21 protein-coding genes and 1 pseudogene are annotated in these 19,781 nt (G+C 69.7%); 10 read left to right on the forward strand and 12 right to left on the reverse strand.

Going from position 1 to position 19,781, the window contains the following annotated elements; translation table 11 throughout:
• Positions 1-85: 85 nt before the first annotated feature.
• Positions 86-223: a hypothetical protein gene (locus tag MFF54_RS10660; RefSeq protein WP_192284126.1), complete on the reverse strand. Its 138-nt coding sequence runs from the start codon at positions 221-223 to the stop codon at positions 86-88.
• A 238-nt stretch (positions 224-461) separates the two neighbouring features.
• Here MFF54_RS10660 and MFF54_RS10665 point away from each other — a divergent pair, with 238 nt between their 5' ends.
• A complete protein-coding gene (locus MFF54_RS10665; RefSeq protein ID WP_238302726.1) occupies positions 462-1,463 on the forward strand; it encodes an HWE histidine kinase domain-containing protein in 1,002 nt (333 codons plus the stop codon).
• 27 nt (positions 1,464-1,490) lie between these two features.
• Here MFF54_RS10665 and MFF54_RS10670 read toward each other — a convergent pair whose 3' ends face one another.
• The 3 genes from MFF54_RS10670 to MFF54_RS10680 form a co-directional block, all read right to left on the reverse strand.
• On the reverse strand, positions 1,491-1,736 hold the full coding sequence (locus MFF54_RS10670) for a hypothetical protein (protein WP_192284124.1): 246 nt from the start codon (positions 1,734-1,736) through the stop codon (positions 1,491-1,493).
• Between the two features lie 137 nt (positions 1,737-1,873).
• Positions 1,874-2,347, reverse strand: a complete 474-nt coding sequence (locus MFF54_RS10675) for a DUF3597 domain-containing protein (RefSeq protein WP_009866544.1) — start codon at positions 2,345-2,347, stop codon at positions 1,874-1,876.
• Positions 2,348-2,493: 146 nt separating this feature from the next.
• A complete protein-coding gene (locus MFF54_RS10680) occupies positions 2,494-2,988 on the reverse strand; it encodes a YciE/YciF ferroxidase family protein (RefSeq protein WP_192284123.1) in 495 nt (164 codons plus the stop codon).
• Positions 2,989-3,185: 197 nt separating this feature from the next.
• Between MFF54_RS10680 and MFF54_RS10685 the strand changes: the two genes are divergently transcribed.
• Positions 3,186-3,362: a hypothetical protein gene (locus MFF54_RS10685; RefSeq protein ID WP_009866542.1), complete on the forward strand. Its 177-nt coding sequence runs from the start codon at positions 3,186-3,188 to the stop codon at positions 3,360-3,362.
• 43 nt (positions 3,363-3,405) lie between these two features.
• Here the strand turns inward: MFF54_RS10685 and MFF54_RS10690 are convergent, their stop codons facing one another.
• The 3 genes from MFF54_RS10690 to MFF54_RS10700 all read right to left on the reverse strand — a co-directional run bounded on the left by MFF54_RS10690 (position 3,406) and on the right by MFF54_RS10700 (position 9,268).
• Positions 3,406-5,631, reverse strand: a complete 2,226-nt coding sequence (locus MFF54_RS10690; protein WP_238302727.1) for a CHASE3 domain-containing protein — start codon at positions 5,629-5,631, stop codon at positions 3,406-3,408.
• Between the two features lie 136 nt (positions 5,632-5,767).
• Positions 5,768-8,425, reverse strand: a complete 2,658-nt coding sequence (locus tag MFF54_RS10695) for a PAS domain-containing protein (protein WP_238302728.1) — start codon at positions 8,423-8,425, stop codon at positions 5,768-5,770.
• A 51-nt stretch (positions 8,426-8,476) separates the two neighbouring features.
• Complete coding sequence (locus MFF54_RS10700) at positions 8,477-9,268, reverse strand: Crp/Fnr family transcriptional regulator (protein ID WP_238302729.1); 792 nt, start codon at positions 9,266-9,268, stop codon at positions 8,477-8,479.
• Between the two features lie 217 nt (positions 9,269-9,485).
• Here MFF54_RS10700 and MFF54_RS10705 point away from each other — a divergent pair, with 217 nt between their 5' ends.
• A complete protein-coding gene (locus MFF54_RS10705) occupies positions 9,486-9,737 on the forward strand; it encodes a DUF6894 family protein (RefSeq protein WP_009862553.1) in 252 nt (83 codons plus the stop codon).
• Positions 9,738-9,768: 31 nt separating this feature from the next.
• On the opposite strand, the gene MFF54_RS10710 is transcribed toward MFF54_RS10705, so the two are convergent.
• The 3 genes from MFF54_RS10710 to MFF54_RS10720 all read right to left on the reverse strand — a co-directional run bounded on the left by MFF54_RS10710 (position 9,769) and on the right by MFF54_RS10720 (position 12,113).
• Positions 9,769-11,289 carry a sensor domain-containing diguanylate cyclase gene (locus MFF54_RS10710; RefSeq protein WP_238302730.1) on the reverse strand — a complete coding sequence of 507 codons (1,521 nt, stop codon included), beginning with the start codon at positions 11,287-11,289 and terminating at the stop codon, positions 9,769-9,771.
• A gap of 216 nt (positions 11,290-11,505) precedes the next feature.
• A complete protein-coding gene (locus MFF54_RS10715) occupies positions 11,506-11,922 on the reverse strand; it encodes a response regulator (RefSeq protein WP_238302731.1) in 417 nt (138 codons plus the stop codon).
• Positions 11,922-12,113, reverse strand: a complete 192-nt coding sequence (locus tag MFF54_RS10720; RefSeq protein WP_192284118.1) for a hypothetical protein — start codon at positions 12,111-12,113, stop codon at positions 11,922-11,924. Before MFF54_RS10720 ends, MFF54_RS10715 begins: the two co-directional genes overlap by 1 nt.
• 261 nt (positions 12,114-12,374) lie before the next feature.
• Here MFF54_RS10720 and MFF54_RS10725 point away from each other — a divergent pair, with 261 nt between their 5' ends.
• Positions 12,375-12,620, forward strand: a complete 246-nt coding sequence (locus tag MFF54_RS10725) for a hypothetical protein (protein WP_192284117.1) — start codon at positions 12,375-12,377, stop codon at positions 12,618-12,620.
• A gap of 279 nt (positions 12,621-12,899) precedes the next feature.
• Here MFF54_RS10725 and MFF54_RS10730 read toward each other — a convergent pair whose 3' ends face one another.
• Positions 12,900-13,136, reverse strand: coding sequence for a DUF6894 family protein (locus MFF54_RS10730; protein WP_192284116.1), 237 nt, complete (start codon positions 13,134-13,136; stop codon positions 12,900-12,902).
• 263 nt (positions 13,137-13,399) lie between these two features.
• On the opposite strand from MFF54_RS10730, the gene MFF54_RS10735 reads away from it, so the two are divergent.
• The 6 genes and pseudogenes from MFF54_RS10735 to MFF54_RS10760 all read left to right on the forward strand — a co-directional run.
• Positions 13,400-13,717, forward strand: a complete 318-nt coding sequence (locus tag MFF54_RS10735) for a hypothetical protein (RefSeq protein WP_192284115.1) — start codon at positions 13,400-13,402, stop codon at positions 13,715-13,717.
• A 163-nt stretch (positions 13,718-13,880) separates the two neighbouring features.
• Entirely contained in the window at positions 13,881-14,432 is a 552-nt protein-coding gene (locus MFF54_RS10740) for an inorganic diphosphatase (RefSeq protein ID WP_192284114.1), read from the forward strand.
• Positions 14,433-14,873: 441 nt separating this feature from the next.
• The gene (locus MFF54_RS10745) at positions 14,874-16,175 is read left to right on the forward strand and encodes a cation:proton antiporter (RefSeq protein WP_238302732.1); all 1,302 of its coding nucleotides are present in this window, start codon (positions 14,874-14,876) and stop codon (positions 16,173-16,175) included.
• A gap of 536 nt (positions 16,176-16,711) precedes the next feature.
• The gene (locus tag MFF54_RS10750; RefSeq protein WP_238302733.1) at positions 16,712-17,110 is read left to right on the forward strand and encodes a BA14K family protein; all 399 of its coding nucleotides are present in this window, start codon (positions 16,712-16,714) and stop codon (positions 17,108-17,110) included.
• Positions 17,111-17,197: 87 nt separating this feature from the next.
• The gene (locus tag MFF54_RS10755; RefSeq protein WP_238302734.1) at positions 17,198-17,389 is read left to right on the forward strand and encodes a hypothetical protein; all 192 of its coding nucleotides are present in this window, start codon (positions 17,198-17,200) and stop codon (positions 17,387-17,389) included.
• 572 nt (positions 17,390-17,961) lie between these two features.
• Positions 17,962-18,515, forward strand: a pseudogene (locus MFF54_RS10760) (IS630 family transposase); the annotation flags it as partial.
• 233 nt (positions 18,516-18,748) lie between these two features.
• Here the strand turns inward: MFF54_RS10760 and MFF54_RS10765 are convergent.
• Complete coding sequence (locus MFF54_RS10765; protein ID WP_238302735.1) at positions 18,749-19,774, reverse strand: IS110 family RNA-guided transposase; 1,026 nt, start codon at positions 19,772-19,774, stop codon at positions 18,749-18,751.
• Between the last annotated feature and the right edge of the window lie 7 nt (positions 19,775-19,781).

Below are 19,781 nucleotides of genomic sequence, written 5' to 3' on the forward strand. Positions count from 1 at the left end.
GCCGCCTTCGCCGCGTTCCGCGTCGCGGCCGACCGGCGCGGTTTACCCACAGCCTACGGGCCGCCGCGACGGGCGCGGCCTGCACTCACTTGCTCTTGCCGCCCTTCTTGCCCAGTTCGGCCTGGGCCGACGACGAGGTGCGCGGGTTCGACTTGCCCTCGTCGCTCGCCTTGGCGTTCGCCTTCTTGGCCGTCGCGCTGCCGTGGCCCTTCTTCTCGGTCATGCTCGCCTCCTGTGGTTCGAACGGCAAGCCAGCGAAGGCCTCTGCGTTCCGACCCGCCCGCGCGACCGCACGCGGATTCGCTCCCGAACGGGGCCTGCCTGGGACGATGCGGCGCAGCCCTGGCCGCCGTCCACGGCAACCCGGCACACCGTCGTAGGTTAAGCAGCGTACGCCCGGCCGCAGTTGGGCATACGGGCCGGGCGGACGTCGGCCGTGGGTGGAGGGTGTGTTGCCGGGCTTGGACGAGACGAGGGTCGGGCGGGTTGACCTCAGGCTGCTGCGCGCCGCGGTCGAGGCGTCCGGCGAGGCCATCCTGATCACCTCCGCCGAGCTCGACGAGCCGGGCCCGCGCATCGAGTACGCAAACCCTGCCTTCACCCGCATGACCGGCTACGAGTTCGACGAGGTCGTCGGGCGCTCGCCGCGCATCCTGCAGGGGCCGGAAACGGACCGCGCGACCCTCGACCGGGTGCGCGCGGCCCTGGAGGCCGGCAAGGCCGTGCGCGACGAGGCGCTCAACTACCGCAAGGACGGCTCGACCTACCGCATCGAGTGGGTGATCACTCCGGTGTGCGACGGGGAGGGACGCATCGCGCACTGGGTCTCGACCCAGCGCGACGTCACAGAGCGGCGCGCCTACGAGGACCGGCAGGCGCTGATGGTGCGCGAGCTGCACCACCGGGTGAAGAACACGCTCGCCACCGTCCAGGCCGTGCTGAACGCGACCGTGCGGTCCTCGCTCACCATCCCGGAGTTCACCCGCGCCTTATCGGGCCGCATCGCCTCGCTAGCGCGCACGCATGCGCTGATCACCGAGGACGTCGCCCAAGCCGCCTCGTTCGACGGGCTGCTGCGGGCCGAGCTGAGCCCCTACGACGAGCGCGGGCGCCTGAGCTTGGAAGGGCCTCGGGTCACGCTGCCATCGGAGACCGCGGTGCCGGTAGGCATGGCCCTACACGAGCTGACCACGAACGCGCTGCGGCACGGGTCGCTCGCCGACCCGAACGGGCGGCTGCAGGTGACCTGGTGGGTCGAGGAGGGCCCGGCCGGCCGCGCTCTGCGGTGGGACTGGGCGGAGCACGACGGGCCGCCCGCCCCGTACCCCACGCGCGAAGGCTTCGGCCACCGCCTCCTGAACAAGGTCTTGGCCACGCAGACGGGCGCCGAGGTGGACGTGGACTTCGCCTCGGACGGCCTGCGGGTGTCCGTCCGCATGCCCCTCCCGCCGCCACGCCCCTGAAGGGCGCTGAACACGCAAGCGCGAGGCTCAGCCCTTCCTACCGCCCTTCCCGTTCCGATCGATCTCCGTTCGGCAGGCCGGCGCGAGGTTCGCCATGTTCTTGCGGAAGCAGGCTTGGACCTCGTCGCCGTCCGGCGGAAGGTCGCCGCAATACGTGGCGTAATCGCCGCTGCAGCGGGCCTTCAGCGCCTCCCGGTCCATGGCAGGTGCGGCCTGCGCCACGACGAGGCCGGAGGTCGCGAACGCGAAGGCTACGAGGGTCCTGTAGGGCATAGGCTTGCGGTCCTGCTGGTGCGTGTCGTGCCCGGCTTCACGGCGGCCCCGGGGAGGACCCGGGCGCCCCCGACGTGTGGCCCAAGCGGCATACTGGCTTGTCGGGGCGCCGGAGCGAGTACCAGCGCCCTACGTTGTCACGCGTGCCTGAGGTCGTCGGGAACCTTGCCGCCGTTCTCGGCGAGCTTCTGCACCACTTGGCTGTGCAGCCAGACGTTCATGGAGGCCGAATCCTCCTTGTCGCCCGTGTAGTGCAGCTCGTCGGCAAGCTGCTTGCGGGCCTGCAGGCTGCTGTCGAGGTCGAGCAGCTTCATGAGGTCGACGATGGAGCGCTTGTAGTCGAGGGTCTGGCCCTTCTTCGAGGCGAGGTCGGCGAGCACTTGCCCGACGTCGACGTTCGCCTGCCCGGCTCCCGATGGAGCGTCGGCGACGGGGGACGGCGCCCCGCTCATCGAGGGCGCGGCCGCGCTGCTGGCCGAGCCGGTCGGACCGCCCGAACCCTGCGCCGCGGCCGACACGCTCGGCGTCTCCGAGGCGTGCGGAGCTGCCGCCTGGGCGCTCGCGCTGCCGCCGCCGAAGATCTTCGACATGATCGACCCGAAGATGCTCATTCAGTCCTCCAAGATCCTGGCCCCGACCGGGGCCGAGCGGACGATAACGGAACGCCGGCGACCGACGTTCCGCGACCTGGACCGAAGCGGACGGGCAATGTCGTATCCGCTTACGGTGCCCTCCGCCTCGCCGCGGTCCTGACGCCTCAGGCCGCGACTTGCTCCAGGCTCTCGGCGAGCTGGCTCGCGATCTCGTCGCCCTTGTAGATCTCCGCCACCGCCTGCTTCAGCTTCTGCTCGTCCTCGGAGCGGCCGAGGGCCTTGGCGTAGGCCGCCGCCGAGCCGAAGCCGGCCAGCCCGTAGTGTGACATGCGCTGGTACTGCGCGATGATCTCCACGTCGCGCAGCTTGCCGTCGCTCGGCGCCTCCTGGATGCCGTGCTTCTTCGCCTCGGTCACGAGACCCTCCATGCCCTTGCAGTGCTCCGGCTCGGCCTCGCCGCCGTTCTGCTGGATCAGGTCCTTGAGGATGTCGGTGTGCTTCTGGATGCCGCCGACCGAGTGCTCAAGCATCTGCTTGAGCTTCGGGTCGGAGACATGGCCGCCCAACTCCTTGACTGTCCTTATCATCTGGTCGTTCGCCGACCAAAGGTCCTTCATCTCGTCAAGATAGACTTCCTTGAGGCTGCTCGGTGCTGACATCGATGGCTCCTGTCGGTCGCCTCCTGGCAACACGACCTAGGACGCGATGTTCCTGGGCCGTTTGCGCGCCGGGCCCGTACCGATGGGCCATTCGCATCGACTGTTGCCCGATGCGCTCGGTAGCGCCATCCGTCCCTGATGCGTGTAGGCTGGCCAGGTGAAGACAGGGGAAACCGAACTCGAAATGGTCAGGCGGCATGTCCGGCAGGGTTGCCGGGCACGTGGCCAAGCAGCGCGCGCTCGTGGCCCGGCTCCGCGCGTCCGGCCTGCCGGTCGTGGAGGCCGAGGCGCTCCTCGACACCTTCGAGGACCTCCAACGCCAGCACGAGGCGCATCTCGCCAAGGCCGAGGAGAAGGCAGGGTACTCGGGTTAGGTGGTTGCGGCCCGGGTGCCGACGCCCGGCGTCGACACCTCCGTCAGGCGTCGCGCCTCGGCCTGAGCTCCACCACCTTGCCGGGCTCCCTTGGCTCGGACGCGGACACCCCGAGCACCTCGGCGACCTTGCGGGCGAGCTGCTCGCGCTTGAACGGCTTGCCGATGAGCTGCACGCCGTCGTCGAGCCGGCCGTGGTGCACGATGGAGTTCTCGGTGTAGCCGGACATGAACAGCACCTTCACCTCAGGCCGGACCGCCCGCACGCGCTCGGAGAGCTCTCGGCCCCGGACCTTGCCCGGCAGCACGACGTCGGTCAGCAGCAGGTCGATGGCGGTCGTGTTCTGCCCGAACACCCGCAGCGCCTCCTCGCCGTCCGCCGCCTCAAGGACGCGGTAACCGAGGTCGGAGAGTATGGCGCAGGCGATCTCGCGCACCGCCGCCTCGTCTTCCACAACCAGCACCGTGCCTGTGCCTCGCGGGAGCTCGATGGGCGCGCCTGTCCGTTGCGACGGTGTGGCCGCCCCGACCGCGCGCGGCAGGTAGAGCTTCACCGTGGTGCCCTCGCCGGGTTCCGAGTAGATCTTCACGTGCCCGCCCGACTGCTTGACGAAGCCGAACACCATGGCGAGGCCAAGCCCCGTGCCCTTGCCGTCGGGCTTGGTCGTGAAGAAGGGCTCGAACACGCGCGCGACCACCTCCGGCGTCATGCCATGTCCGGTGTCGGAGACCGCCACCATGGCGTAGTCCCCGGGCGCGACCTCGGCATGGTGCCGCGCGTACTCCTCGTCGAGCACCTTGTTGCCGAGCTCGATGGTGAGGCGTCCGCCGCCTGGCATCGCGTCGCGGGCGTTCAGGGCGAGGTTGAGGACCGCGCTCTCAAGCTGAGCCGGATCGGCCATGGCGTGCCACAGCCCGGCGGTCTCGACGTAGCGCACCTCGATGTGCTCCCCAAGCGTCCGCCGCAGAAGCGGCACCAGGTCCGGCATGTTCGCCGCGAGGTCGATGGCCGCCGGTGCGAGCGGCTGCTTGCGGGCGAAGGCCAGGAGCTGCCCTGTCAGCGTCGCCCCGCGCTGGGCCGCCCAGGCCGCGCGCTCGACCCGCTGCTGCAGCTTGGCGTCGCCGTCGAGCTTGGCCCGGACGAACTCCAGGTTCCCGAGGATGACCTGCAGCAGGTTGTTGAAGTCGTGCGCGATGCCGCCGGTCAGCTGCCCGATGGCCTGCATCTTCTGGGCCTCGCGCAGCACGCCCTCGGCCTGGGCGCGCTTGGTCATGTCGGAGATGGTCAGCACGAAGCCGCCGTCCGGCATCGGGGTCCGGCGGATCTCCAAGTGGTGCCCGTCGGCGCGCTCGCGCTCGTAGGTGACCGCCTCGCGCGGGTTGCGGCTGCCGTGCCGGATCTGGTCCTCGGTCTCCAGGGCTGGGCGGCCCGGCTCGCCCGTGTGCTCGACGAAGGCGGTGTAGGTGGTGCTTGGCCGGAGCATCGCCTTCGGCAGGTCGAGCAGGACTTGGAAGCACTCGTTCCAGCTCGCGAGCTTGCGGTCCGGACCGAACACGGCGACACCTTGGCTGAGGCTGTCGAGGGTCGTGCGGAGACGCAGGGCGAGATCGCGCTGCTCGGCCTCGGTGCGGTAGGAGCGCGACCAAGCCTGGTTCAGGAGGCGGGCCGCCCAGAGCAAGGTCAGAACCGCGAGCGCCGAACTGCCGATGACGAGCCAGCGCACCCACCGGGCGCGGGCGTCGTTCTGGGCGAGGCGCGCGTCGAGCAGCCGCTGCTCGTCGGCGAGCATGGCGGCGAGCACGTTCTCCGCCTCGCGCATGTCGTTGCGCCCGGTGTCGGTGTTGACGATGCGCAGGGCCGTTTCCAGCCCGGAATCCCGACGAGCCTGCACGGTTTGGGCGAGCTCCTCCAGCTTGTGCTGAAGGAGCGGCGCCAGCGCACGCAGGCGCTCCTGCTGGGCGCCGTTGTCGGCGGTCAGCTTCAGGAGCTCGCCCTGGAGTAGGCCAATGCGGTCGCGCGCGGCGTTGTAGGGTCCGAGGTACTCGTCGCGGCCGGTGAGCAGGTAGCCGCGCTGGCCGCGCTCCGCATCGCGCAGAGCGATGGCGAGATCCTTCGTGGTTCCGAGCACCCGGTAGCTGTGCTGCGACCACTCGCGGGCGGCACGCGACGCGTTCAGTCGCTCCCAGGTGACCGCGCCGACCAGGGCAAGGATGACCACGAGCACGCCGAAGACCAGCAGGTTGGCGCGCGTGACGAGGTAGCGTGTCATCGTATCCCGGGCATCGAGTGGCGGTGTCCGGTCGCTCGGATGCCGGGAACGAAGGTCCCATGCGCGCCTGCGTCCCGCCGGACGCGGCATGGCACGCGATTGCGGGATTGTTGAGGCTGCCCGCGCGTCCGGACCATTATGCAGCGGCCTCGTCGCGCCGCTCCTGCATGGAGGCGAGCGGCGCCTCCAGGCGGCAGACGAGGCCGGTCGGAGCGTAGGTGAGCCGGACCTCGCCACCGACCTCGGCCGCGAAGCTGCGCTCGATCAGGCGTGAGCCGAAGCCGCGGCGCGCGGGCTGGGAAAGGATCGGTGGCCCCCCCTGCTCGGACCAAGTCAGGCAGAAGCGGGGCGCCTCGCCCGCGTGCACCACGTGCCAGCGCAGGTCGACGACGCCGCCCTCGTTCGAGAGGGCCCCGTACTTGGCGGCGTTCGTGGCGAGCTCGTGCAGGGCCAGCGCCAGCGAGAGCGCGGCCTTGGCGGACAGGAGTACGTTGGGTCCGCTGATCCGGATGCGAGAGGCATCGGCCTGGCGGTGCACGCATAGCGCGCCCTCCGCCACCTCGCCGATGGGCGCCTCCGTCCAGCTCGCCTGGGTCAGGATGTCATGGGCGCGCCCGAGCGAGATCAGGCGCGCAGCGAACGCTTCCCGCATCTCGGCGACGCCGCTCGCCCCGCGCAGGGTCTGGCTCGCGATGGCCTGCACCAGGGCCAAGGTGTTCTTGACCCGATGCTGTAGCTCGCCCGTGAGCAGGCGCTGGTGCTCCTCGGCCCGCTTGCGCTGGGTGATGTCCAGCATGGCGCCGATCATCCGGGTCGCACGACCGTTCTCGTCCCGGATGACGTAGCCGCGGTCGAGGATGTCGGCGTAAGAGCCGTCGGCGCGCAGGAAGCGGTACTCGTCGGTCCAGACCGTGCCGGTGCCGTCGATGACCGCGTGGATGGAGGCGTCGATGCGGGCGCGGTCGTCCGGGTGGATGTGGGCGATCCACCAGTCGCCGGTCGGCTCGACCGCGTCCGGCGCGTGGCCGTGGGCGACCTGCAGCGCCTCGTTCCACCGGACATGGTTCGTGGCGAAATGCCAGTCCCAGATCGCGTCGTTAGTTGCGCGTGAGGCCAGCCGGTAGCGCTCCTCTGTCTCGCGCAGGACCTGCTCGGCGCGCCAGCTCTCGGTGACGTCGCGCGCGAAGCCGATGAGCCGCACCGGCCGCCCGTCCGCGAACAGGGTCTGGCCCTTGGCGGACACCCAGCGCTCGGTCCCGTCCTCCGGTGCCACCGTGCGGTACGTGACATCGTAGACCCCGTCGCTGGCGGGATCGACTGCGGCGCGCACCGCCTCGTCCGCCCGCGCCCGGTCGTCCGGGTGCACGCGGGCCAGGTGCACGGCCAGGTCGACGGGAGCGTCCGGCGGCAGGCCGTAAAGGGAGAGGATGCGGGCATCCCACTTCAGCTCGTCCGAGACGAGGTCGTAGTCGAACACGCCGGTGCCGGTCGCCTCGACGGCGAGCCGCAGCTGCTCGCGGGCCTGGCGGAGGTCGTCCTCGGCCTGGCGCCGGTCGTGGATGTCGATGGCGATGCCGATCCAGCTCTCGACCGGGCCGGCCTCGCCGCGCACGGGTTTGCCGCGCGCCAGGAACCAGCGGTACTGTCCGTCCGAGGCCCGGCGGAACGGGATCTCGACCTCGTAGGGGCCCTCGGTCGCGACCGCATGCCTCCAGACGCCGAGCACCCGCTCTCGGTGGTCGGGATGGATCACGCTCGCCCAGCCGTTGCCATCGGTGTCACCCGGGGTGAGCCCGGTGTACGCGTACCAGGTCGGGTTGCAGTAGGTGATGTTGCCGGCCGCGTCGCCGAACCAGACCACCTGCGGGCTGACCTCGACGAGCGAGCGGAAGCGCATCTCGCTCGCGTTGCGCTCCGCGGCGTCCGCGCGCTGGCGGGTGCGGTCGCGCAGGATCTTGACGAAGCCTTGGACCGTGCCGTCCGCGGCCTTCAGCGGCATGAGCTCGCCGTTGGCCCAGAACCGCTCGCCGCCCTTGCGCAGGTGCCAGCGCTCGTCGGGCGCGAAACCCTGCTCCAGCGCCAGCTCCATCTCGGCCTCGGGCCGGCCCTCCTCGCGGTCCTCGGGCGTGAAGAACACATGGGCGGGGTCGCCCAGCATCTCCTCCTCGCGCCAGCCGAGGACGCGCTCGGCCCCGGCGCTCCAGCGGGTGACGCGGCCGCCCCGGTCCATCGCGATGATGGCGTAATCCGTCGCGCTGTCCAGGATGCGTTCCTGTAACTCCTTCTGGATCTGCTGGACGCGGGCGCTGCGGCGCGCTTCCAGCAGCGCCATGGTCTGCCTGGCAAGTCGCAGCAGGCCAGCTTGCTGCCCCTGCGTGAGTGCGCGCGGCCACGTATCGAGCACGCAGACCGTGCCCACCGGGTACCCGTCCTGGGTCCTGAGAAGCGCGCCCGCGTAGAAGCGCAGGCCCGGTTTGCCGGTCACGAGCGGATTGCAGGCGAAGCGAGGGTCCCGGGCCGCGTCGGGCACGTGGAGGAAGTCGCTCTGCAGGATGGCCTGGCGGCAGAACGAGGTCTCCAGCGGGGTCTCGCGCACTCCGAGGCCCACCTCGGCCTTGAAGAACTGCCGCCCGTCGCCGATGAAGTTCACGACCGCGATGGGCGTGCCGCAGATCTCGGCCGCCAACTCGGCGACGTCGTCGAACTCCCGCTCGCGCGGCGTGTCGAGGATGTCGTAGCCGGCAAGCGCCCGCAGGCGCGCGAATTCGTCGGTCGTTTGGCTGGGCCGCCCCATGGCAGGGTCACGCCCAGGAACCGCTTTCCGTTCCATCTGCGCGGCGCCCTCTCAGACGGCCTGGCACATCTGCTTGTCGCCTGCCGGCGTAGGTCGCAGGGACACCAGCGTGCCGGACGAGTTATACACCGCGCCCAGCACGGTCTCGAAGTGGCGCTTGACCGCGCCGTGGCACTCACAGGCCGCCGCCTCCACCGCGGAGCGGCTCTGGATGATGATGCGCCCGCGCCGGACCTGGATCAGGCCCTGCTGCTGCAGAGTCCGCAGCGTGCGCGTCAGGTAGGAGCGCTGCACGCCCAGGAGCTCGGCCAGCACCTCGTGGGTGACCGGCAGGACGTCGCTGCCGAGACGGTCCTGCAGGCCGAGCAGCCAGCGGGCGCAGCGCGCCTCGATGGTGTGGCTGGCGTTGCAGGCCACCGACTGCAGCACCTGCGCGAGCAGGCAGTCCGAGTAGCGGGTCATCATGTTGCGCAGGCCCGGCGAGGTCTGCTTGATCTGCTGCAGCACTGCCGCCTCGATGCGCAGCACCGAGCCGGGGATCTGCACCACGGCCCGACTGAAGGCCGGCAGGGACCCCTGGCTCACCACGCCGCCGACCGCCCCTTCGCGCCCGACCGTGGCCGTCTCCACGGCGCGTCCGTCCTGAAGCCCGATGAGGAGGGCCGCCACGCACTGGCCGAGCGGGAAGGTGATGTGGCCGACGTCCTCGCCGGCGTCGAACAGCACGTCTCCGCGCCGGTACTCCCTCAGCTCCAAGTGCGGCTTGAGCAGCGCCTGGTCGGGCAGGCGCAGAGCGCCGAGGAGCAGGTTGCCGCTGAGTAGGTCGTCAAAGTCGGAGGGCATGGGTCAGCGGCAGCGTGTCGTATCAGGTTGGCCTGGGCTTACCCTTACTGCGACGCTCGATTCGCTGTCAGTTCATTAGTGCACAAAAGCCCGGAAGACCGGCGATTTCCATCGGCTTGGCGTGGCGCGGCGGATACGCCCGTTAACCCATGCAACCTTCAGCGGCCGATGGATTTCTAGGTTCGTACCGACCGGCCCCTCAAGCTCCCGCGACCCGATGCCCCGCTACTTCCTCGACTTCCAGGACGGTGAGATGTGGCTGAGGGACGAGGAGGGCCAGGAATACGACAGCCTGCAGGCCGCGCGCGACGCGGCGATTGCGGCCTTGCCCGACATCGGCCGGGAGGCGCCGCCCGCGGATGGGCGCCGGGCGTTCGTGGCCTACGTCCGCGACGAGGGCGGTGCACGGCTTTGCACCGTGCGGCTGGACCTGGCCGCCGAATGCGACCCCGACGGCTCTCATCCCTGAAGCGTCCGGTCGTCGGCACCTGCATGGACGGTTAAGCGGCTACCCTTGCCCGCCGCGTCCGGTTCGCCGGGGCCGACGCGCATTGCGTCCTGTTCCGCCCGGAAGCCTTGGCCTCGTAGAGCGCTGCGTCCGCCCGGCGATAAAGGTCGCCCAGCTCGCCTTCGCCCGCAGCATCGACAGCGAGGCCGACGCTGACCGTGACTGCGCCGACGCCCAGGCCAGACGCTGGTACCGCAAGCGTCGCCACGGCACGATGGATGGCCTGGGCGACGCGCGTCGCCCCGTTCTCGTCGGTTTCCGGCAGCAACACCGCGAATTCCTCGCCGCCGATGCGGGCGACGAGGTCGTCGGGCTGGTGCACGCTCGCCCCCAGACAGCGGGCGAGGCCCTTCAGCACCTCGTCCCCGACCGCGTGGCCGTAGCGGTCGTTGCAGCGCTTGAAGTGGTCGGCGTCGACGATGAGCAGCGACAGCGGCCTGGCGGTGCGCCCGGCGCCCGTCCGGGCGCGCTCGAACTCCTCCTCGAACTGGCGCCGGTTGGCCAGCCCGGTCAGGGCATCGGTCCGCGAGAGCCGGGCGAGGTCGGCCTGTAGCGCGGAACGCCTGCGCAGGTCGCGCCCGTACAACAACGACAGGAATACGGTCAGGCCGCACAGCAGGAGCACGACCATGCCGATGACAAACGCCTTGGCGCGCCAGCCGGCCTCGATGTCGGCGGTCGAGAGGGCGACGTTGAGCACCAGCGGCAGGTCGCCGACCTTGGTGAAGGCGTAGTGGCGCTCGACCCCGTCGCGCACCGAGGTGCCGACGAAGGTGCCGGAACGCGCGCCCACGAACCGCCGGAAGGTCGGTGCGCCGGCGATGTTCACGCCGATGTCCGCCTCCTCGTAGGGGTGGCGCATGATGCGCGTGCCGTCGCGCAGGTAGAGGTTTATGGCGCCCTCGGGTCCGAGGCCGAGTTGGTCGAAGAGGCGACTGAAGTAGTCGAGCTTGAGGCTCGCGAGGGCGACTCCGCCGAAGGAGCCGTCCGGCTTGTCGATGCGGCGGCTCAGCACCACGATGCGTGTGCCCAGGAGGCGGGAGAACAGCGGCTTGCTGATGTGCAGGCCCAGGTTCGGGTCGGCCTTGTGGGCCTGGAAGTAGTCGCGGTCGGCGTTGTTCAGCCTGCGCGCCGGGACCGCCCCGGCATCCAGGACGCTGTCGCCGTGCTCGTCGAGGACGAGCATCACGCCGAGGTCGCGGGCGGTCCCGGCACAGTCGAACAGTACGAGCTGGCGCATCTCCGGGCTGAGCGCGTCGAGGCCCGGGACCCGGAGGTTGTCGACGACCGCCTGCAGAGAGAGGTCGATGATCTCGACGTTGCGGGCGATGTCGCGCTCGATGACCTGGAGCAGGTTTTTCGATGTCTGCTCCGCCTTGTCCCACGCGTCCTGCCGCAGGTCGAGCAGCATCAGCCCGGATACGACGAGCATGCCGAGGGGAGCCAGCACGCCGAGCGCGATCCAGGTGCGGGCGGAGCGGAGGCGTCGCGCGAGCGGGCGCGGCAGGGCCATCGGCGAGCTCTCCCAAGCGTTGTCGTAGCTTGGTCACTAACGCCCGAACCCCTTACCGGCGCCTTCGGCCGATGTCGTACGAGCCCCTTAACCGCATCGTGCCTAACGGAAGGTTTGCCGGTTCCGTAGGATTGCGGCGCTCGCCGCACCCGACCCGCGCATGCCGACCGCAGCGGGGAGCCAAGCTCCGAATATCCGGTCCTCGCGGCTCAGGCCTCAGATGGGCCTGGATCTCGGATCTCCGGGCCACGGCGACCTGAGCAGGGCGGCATGGTCCTGGACGAGGACGTCGAGCGGCAGCCAGGGGTGGCGGGTACACACGGCCTCGTCAGGCAGCCGTGCACGGCACGTCTCCGGCGTGCCGGTGCTTAGGACGACCCGAACGCCCGGCCGGAGCTTGCAGGCGGCCGTCGCCAGCCGGTGCCCGTCCACCCCGCCCTTCAGCGTCGCCTTGGTCAACAGCAGGACGACGTCCCCGCCGCGGCTCCGGAGCACCTCGACGGCGGCCTCGCCGCTCGCGCAGGTGACAACGTCGAGCTCGGTCTCCCCCAGCAGCGCCTCGGCGCGGTCCCTTGCTGCGGCGTCCTCGTCGACCACGAGGGCCAGGTGGGACGTGTGGGTGGCGTCCGGCATCAGCTCTCCTTCATGTCCTCGATGTCGTCGAGGCGGTCGGCGAGGGTGGCGGCCAAACGCTCCCAATCCTCGGGCAGGGTCTCCCGCAGGAGGTCGGCGTAGGCGTCCTCCAGCCCGTGTCCCACCCCGTGCAGGCAGGGGTCCTGGGTGGCGGAGGAGCGGCTCGGATGCCGCTGGTGGCACTGGCGCATGGCATCCCGTCCCGGGCCGGCGCCTTTCCGCCTACCCTGGCCTCGCGTTAACGTGGGTCAAAGTCGTTCACACTAATGAGCCGGGATGCCGTTGGTTTCAGCGTGGCCGTTCATCAAGATCCGGCGGATGGAGGAGCTGAGGCGTATGGCGGTGCTCGGAGAAGCGGGCGGCGTACTTGAGGAGCCGGGTGCGTAGCCGTTCGCCGGCAACAGGGTGGTGCCGGCTGCGTTATAGGACGCGTAGACCGCGCCGGAGTCCTCATGTTCAACCCCTTCTGTGCCGCGTTCCTCCTCGCCGTCGAGGCGCAGCGGGTCATCGAGTTGCGGTTGGTGCGGCTCGCCTGGGGCGGCGCGGAGGCCCAGGCGGAGATGGTATCGATGGTCGGCGAGAAGGTCGTCGCCGCCATGGAGGCTGCCAACACGATCATGACGGGCGGCTCGCACGACCAAGTCATCGCCCGTTACCGGGAACTGGTCGCGGACAACACGCGCCGCCTGACGGCTTGAGGAGACTGGCGGAGGCAGGTCATGGCCAAGCCGGTCAGGAGCCGCATCGTCGACATGCCAGACGGGCGCTTCGCCGTCATGGCGGTGCTCGCCTCCGGCAAGGTCTTCCGCCGCAAGGGTCTTTCGACCTTGGCCGAGGCCGAGGAAGCCGTGGATTGCCTGCGCGCCGTCATGGCCGCGTGCGGGGCACTCGTGGTCGTGGAGACCTCGGCGCGGCTCGGCGTACGGGTGGGGTTCCGGATCGGCCAAGCTGCCGGGGAGCGGCGGGCTCTAGTCGCCTCAAGGCCTGCCCAGTACCTCGTGGAACGGGATCTCGAACAGGACTCGTCCCGCCTCGTCGGCCACGACGAAAGCATACCCGCGCGGGTGGTCCCCAACGCGCAGGAGCTCGGCCGTCAGCCCCGGGATGGCGGCGCACGCCTCAAGGTAGGCAGCCTCGGCGCTCGCGAGTTCGAGCCCGGCCTCGTCGGCCTCCAGGCGCCCGCGGGCGCACACGTCGAAGAAGAAGACCGGCATGGGGCACTCGCCTTCGCGGCTCCCCGAGAGGCAAACCTCATCCGCGAGCGTCGGGTCCCACCGCTGCGCGACCCGACGCTCCCGGATGGGGCGGCCACCTGGGCGCCAGCAGGCAAGGCCTGCCGGCGCGGGGTCCCCGAACCGTACCGCGTCGCCTCCCGGGGCGCCTTGTTCGCCCTGGCTCGCGCGAACGTTCCCGACGTCTCGCCCGTTCTAGGCCCTGAGGCCTGGCGGCCTCAATTCGTGGACGGAGGAAGCCGTAGATGCCAGCACCTGCCACGACCGGGTTCCCGAAGGTGTCGAATAGAAGGCAATCCGGACCGCCGCTGCGTTTCACCGGATACGTCGACCTCACCGGCGAAATGGCGGACGCGATGGACCGGCGCGACGCGGCCTGTGTGGATGCACGCAACACGGTCGAGCATCGCACCATCGCCGAGGTCATGCGCTCGAACGGTGCTTCGGAAGAGCGCATCGTCAGCTTCTTCGGGTATTCCCCTCTCGCGCTCGACGCTGAAACGGGGGCGCCGGAGGTCGGGCCGGACCTGCGGAACCGCCGACGCGACGTGACCGGCGGATGAGCATCGGTGGTAGGGGGGACCCGCTACCCGCCGTCGTCCTTCCGTTATGCGGCCCCCACGGAGTTGGCCCCGGCCGCCGCCTGAGCGCTCCTGCGGACCCCGAGGTCTCCTCCCGAGTTCACCAGGGTGCGGCGCCGCCCAGGCGCCGAGACGGAGCCCGCCCTTGCCGCAGACCGCCCCGCCTCTGAGCCGTCTGCCGACCTTCGGCGAGGACGGCCACGTCCACGTCGTCGTCGAGACGCCGAAGGGCAGCCCGAACAAGTACGCCTACTCCGAGGCGTTCGGCGCCTTCCAGTTCAAGACGGTCCTGCCGGAGGGCACGAGCTTCCCCTACGACTTCGGCATGATCCCCTCGACCAAGGGCGACGACGGCGACCCGCTCGACGTCCTGCTGCTGCTCGACGCGCCCGCCTTCCCTGGCTGCGTGCTGGAGGCGCATCTGGTCGGCGTGATCGAGGCCGAGCAGCGCGAGCGCGACGGGGAGTGGGAGCGCAACGACCGGCTGATCGGCGTGGCCGTGAAGGCCCGCACGCACGCGCACATCCACGCGCTCGACGACCTGCGCCCGGGCATGCTGGACGAGGTCGAGGCGTTCTTCGGCCACTACAACGAGCTCACCGGCAGGGAATTCCGGGTGCTCCGGCGCGGCGACGCGGAGGCCGCCAACGCCCTCGTGCGGCAAGGCGCCGAGGCGTTCGGAAAGGAGGGCGACTGACAGTCTCCCGCTCTCCACAGCGATCAAGCGGCATGTAAACTTCTGACCCCTTGCAGACCTTCATGCCTGCCGGCCCAAAAGTCCGCTGGGTAGGAACAAGCGGACCTATATGCGGCGGCCAGACATCAACAGGTTTCGGCACATTAGAGTCCTCGACCTTATGGCAGGCCCCATGCGGGGGGTAGGGCGGAGGGCGTCGAGGGCGCTTATGCGGGATAAGCCGTATCTATGGATCGGCTGATTGCCTCTCGGCCGGAGGCCTATGGGATTCCTCCCACGGGCCGTGATCCGCGATGCGCCGGAGGAGTTCGTCTATCAGGAGCCGTTCGACGGGTGAGTGGAACGGCAACTAACCGGGACCGTCTCTCAATCGACGGGGTTTGATTTCGGACCGGCTGGCATCAGCCAGGAACGAGCCGGACGCGGGACGGTTCGCCCTCGATGGATACCTACGTCATCGTCCTTGGCGGCTTCGGAGCGCTTGTCCTTCTCACCGCTTGGCTGCCGATGGTGCTGCGGCAATTGCCACTCTCCCTTCCCATCGTCTGCGTCGGCATCGGCGCCGCTTTGACGACGATCCCGGCGGTCTCCGACATCGCCTTCCACCCACACGAGCACATCCACCTCGTCGAGCGCCTAAGCGAGTTCGTGGTCATCGTCTCGCTCATGGGTGCCGGGCTCAAGCTCGACCGCGCCGTCGGCTGGCGCCGCTGGATCGTCACCTGGCGCCTGCTCGGCATAGCCATGCCGCTGACCATCCTCGCCCTGGCGGCACTCGCCTGCGTGCTCCTTGGACTCGGTGCGGCCTCGGCTATCCTCCTCGCGGCGGCGCTTGCCCCGACCGACCCGGTGCTCGCCTCGGACGTGCAGGTCGGTCCCCCGCTACAGGGACAAGAGGATGAGATGCGCTTTGCCCTCACCTCCGAGGCTGGCCTGAACGACGGGCTGGCCTTCCCATTCGTGCACCTCGCCATCGCACTGGCCACGGCGGAGGCGTTCGGCATCCGGGAATTCGCCGAGTGGCTGACGATCTCGGTGGCGTGGAAGATTGCAGTCGGCATTGCATTGGGTGCGCTGATCGGCCGAGGGATTGGCTGGGTCACCTTCCACCTGCCCAACCCCGCAAGGCTGTCTCGCACCGGCGACGGCTTGGTCGCGCTCGGCATCACCTGCCTGACCTACGCGGCCGTCGAGATGGCCCATGGCTACGGTTTCGTTGGCGTCTTCGTGACGGCCCTGGCCTTCCGCTCCGCCCATCGTGGGCATGACTATCACCACAAGATGCACGACTACGCCGAAGAGCTGGAGCGCTTGCTGATGATGGTGCTGCTCGTCGGCCTCGGAGCCGCCCTGGTCGGTGGCGGCCTTCTCGCCGGGCTGACCTGGGACGCTGTGGTGTTCGCGGCCTTGGCCCTGTTCGTGGTGCGGCCGGTTTGCGGCTGGCTCAGCCTCATCGGGTCGGGACGGCCAGCGAGCGAGCGGGCGGTCATCAGCTTCTTCGGCATCCGCGGGCTCGGCACGATCTACTACCTGGCCTATGGCCTGAGCCACGCCGGGTTCGAGCAGGCCGAGGTACTTTGGAGCGCAGCCGCTCTCACCATTCTCGTCTCCGTCGTCCTGCACGGCGTGACCGTCACGCCGGTGCTGCGCTTCCTCGACCGCCGCAGCGGCCGCGACACCGAGAGTGCGCAGCTCGGCCTACCCCTGCCGTCGCTCGTCACCTCGAACTCTCGTCGGAGCTAGAGCGAGGCTGACTTGGGTAGAGCTCGCCGAGGAAGGCTCGCAGTTCGATGCGGCGGAGCTCGCCCTCGACGGTCTCAACGGCCTCATCACCGATCTGCCCGGCACGCCGGAGTGCGGCGAGCCGGGCGCGGGCCGCTGCAAGCGCGCGACGCCGCAGTTCGTCCTTGGTCGGTCGCGGCCGAGAGCCATCCATGCCGGATGAATGCGCCATCTGTTCGTTCATTCCATCCGGAGTTTACGCCGCACAAGTTCGCATTTCGTCGTCCGTCCGGACCTGGGTCCTTCCAACGACGCGTGGGGCACAGCGTGTCGGGGCCGTCCCGACAGGGTGTGCGGGTTTCTCCGACTGCCTGCCCGCCGAGATGGATGACATTCCGGTAGGCTGTGCAGCGGCGGGGATCTGGCTCGGGCCGGGGCAGCCTCATGGAGCGTCTTCCGATCATCTCCCCCGCATACGCCGGACGGTGCCGGAGCTTCACCGGTTCCGTGAGACCATCGGTTCGCTCAGACCACGTAACGGAAGGTACCTGTCCAGCATGAAGTTCTCGCTCATCCTCGCCGTCGCCATTCCATGCCTTCTCCTTGCCCATCCGGCCGCCGCCGGTCCGCCCGCCGGTCCCGTCGAGGCCCTATCCTCCGGCGACCTGACGACGAGTTACGTCCAGTACCGCCGCTTCGGGCACCGGCCCCATCGCTTCCGCCGGGGGTATGGCTATCGACGCGGACCAGGTGTGGGCGCGGCCATCGGCGCGGGCGCGGCGGGTCTCGCCGCAGGTGCGATCATCGGGGGTGCCATCGCCAACTCGCAGGCGCAGGCAGCCCAAGGTGCCGCGGATGCCGAAGTAGTCGCGGCATGCGCCCGCCGCTTCCGCTCCTATGACGCCGCGAGCGGCACTTACCTAGGCAACGACGGCGCCCGCCACCCTTGTCCGTGACACGGGGCGGGCACGCAGGTGCCTGACCGGCCTCGCGCGCGAGGTGAATGTCCCTTAACAGCCCAGGAAGAAAATCGGAGAGCCCCCATGCGCATGCGCACCCTGCTGCCGCTCGTCGGCTTGATCGCGCTCACCGCTTGCAAGGATGAGAAGAAGGCGGAAGCCCCGCCGGCCAACCCGCCCGCGTCGAGCGCCGCAACCGCCCCGGCTAACCCGGTTCCGCCCGCCGCGCCGGCGGGCACCGACACGGCTCCCGCCAGCAAGCCCGCGGGACAGTGAGCGGGGCCTCGCCCGGAACAAACAACGAGCCTCGGCGGTCGTACGCCGCCGAGGTGACCTGGAGCCGCCGGAGGCGGTCGTCAGCCTGTGGCCCCCGGCATGCCCTGGAGTAGCCCGGCTGCCATCAGGAGACAGTAGCTGGCAAGTAACGCCGCGGCGACGATCCCGAGGACGAGATCCGAGGTTCGGGGGGCGCGGTCAGCGCCCCCGAATGCGAGTTGCCTCACGTGGCGGGATCGGCTCAGCGGGCGCGGCAAGGCCAGCCTCCTGTCGTCTCGTTCGTGTGCTGGGCAGTTGGGGTGAAGTCCCATTCCCGGCGAACCTCGAACGGGTCAGGGCACGAGCATGGTCAGGAGAGCGATTACGCTGAAGGCGCCCACCAGTGCACCGCCCGCGGCCATGAGCGCCCAGGTGATTGCCCCTCCGCCGTTGTCGTTCGCCGGTCGAGGCAGTTCGCTGGGCCAACGCCGCCACTAGAGCTGTTGCCGACCGCTGTGAGTCGGTTGGGGTTCCTTGGCGCGACGTGATCTGATTCCCTGTGATCCTCGACAGGAGGATCACAGGGGTCACCATTGTCATCGGATCTGCGTGAGCGGGTCGTGAAGGCCGTGTCCGAGGGCGCCTCGCGCCGTCAGGCGGCCGAGCGGTTCGGGGTCAGTCCCGCCAGCGCCATTCGCTGGCAGGAGAGCTTCGAGCGGGAGGGCCGGGTGGCGGCCAAGCCGCAGGGCGGCGACCGGCGCTCGCAGCACGTGGAAGCCCATGCCGACCTGATCCTGCGCCTGCGCGCGGAGCAGCCGACCCTGATCCTCTCGGCGTTGCGCGCCCTGCTGGCCGAGCGCGGCATCGCCACCAGCGAGAGCGGCCTGTCGCGCTTCTTCAAGCGCCACCGCATCACGCACAAAAAAACACGCTCCACGCCGCCGAGCAGCAGCGGCCGGACGTGAGGGCCGAGCGCGAGGACTGGTTCGAGGCTTAGGACGAACTCGATCCCGACACCCTCGTCTTCCTCGACGAGACGGCGACCACCACCCACATGGTGCGCCGCTACGGCTGGGCTGCGCGCGGCGAGCGCTGCCGCGTCGCGGTTCCGCATGGGCATGTGTGGACGCCCCTTCGGGTGCAAGCAAAATCTCTGGACAGGCGCTGCGCGTGATCGGGTGCTGCCATGTGTCCGGCCTTTGATGCGGCTGTTCATGCGCCGCGGGCCCGTATGGGAGTGCGAGGGTCGGGACCACATCATTGGAACGTGCTCGAAGCACTGCCCATGCGCCTGGTTCTCCCAACCCCGCCTCACCGACGTTGCGCCATACTTGTCCTTCGACCTCCTCACGCCCTCCGACAGCCTCGCGTCCGCCCCGCCTACGCGGTAGCGGCCGGAGCTCGGTAGATCCCGCCCTTCGTCAGAAGGGCCCACGCGATGCGCGCGTTCTTGTTCGCCACGGCCACGATAACCAGCATCGGCGGTTTGCGCGTCAGCATCCGGCCTAGCCACGACTCGGCCGGCACGCCCTTGCGTTTGGCCCAACGTACGACCGCGCTGGCCGCGATGATGAGCAGGCGTCGCAGCGTCCGCTCGCCCATGCGCGAGGTGCGACCGAGCCGCTCCTTACCACCGGTCGAGCGCTGCACGGGCGTCAGCCCGACCCAAGCAGCAAAGTCACGACCCGAACGGAATGTCTCGGTCGGCGGGGCCAAGGCCTCGATGGCCGTGGCGATCAGCGGGCCGATACCGGGCACGCTCATCAGCCGCCGCGCCGTCTCGTCGTCCTTGGCGCGCTTGGCAATCTCGGCGTCGAGCGCTGCGGTCTGTTCCTGCAGATGGCGGAGTGCGCTGACGAGCACGGCGAGGCAGGCACGGGCAGCGACAGGAATATCCGAGTCGGGATCCTCGATCTGCGCGATCAGTCGCTCGACATGGAAGGGGCCCTGCGGCGCAATCAGACCGTACTCGGCGAGATGGCCACGGATCGCGTTGATCAGTTGGGTGCGCTGGCCGACCAGCACGTCGCGGGTCCGGAAGATCACTGCGGAGGCCTGCTTGGCCTCGCTCTTCACGGCGACGAAGCGCATCGTCGGACGCTGCGCGGCCTCGCAGATCGCCTCGGCATCGGCAGCATCGTTCTTCTGCCGTTTGACGAAAGGCTTCACGTAGGCTGGCGCGATCAGCTTCACCGTGTGGCCGAGCTTGCTGATCACCCGACCCCAGTGATGCGCGCCGGGGCAGGCCTCCATGGCGACAAGGCAAGAGGGTTGGGCCGCGAAGAAAGCCAGAACCTGATCGCGTCGCAGCTTCTTGCGAAACACGGGCGCACCGGTGGCATTCGCGCCATGCACCTGGAAAACGTTCTTAGCCAGATCCAGGCCGATGGTGCTCACCTCTGTCACGGACGCC

Source organism: Methylobacterium gregans (genome assembly GCF_022179245.1).
Lineage (GTDB): Bacteria > Pseudomonadota > Alphaproteobacteria > Rhizobiales > Beijerinckiaceae > Methylobacterium > Methylobacterium gregans.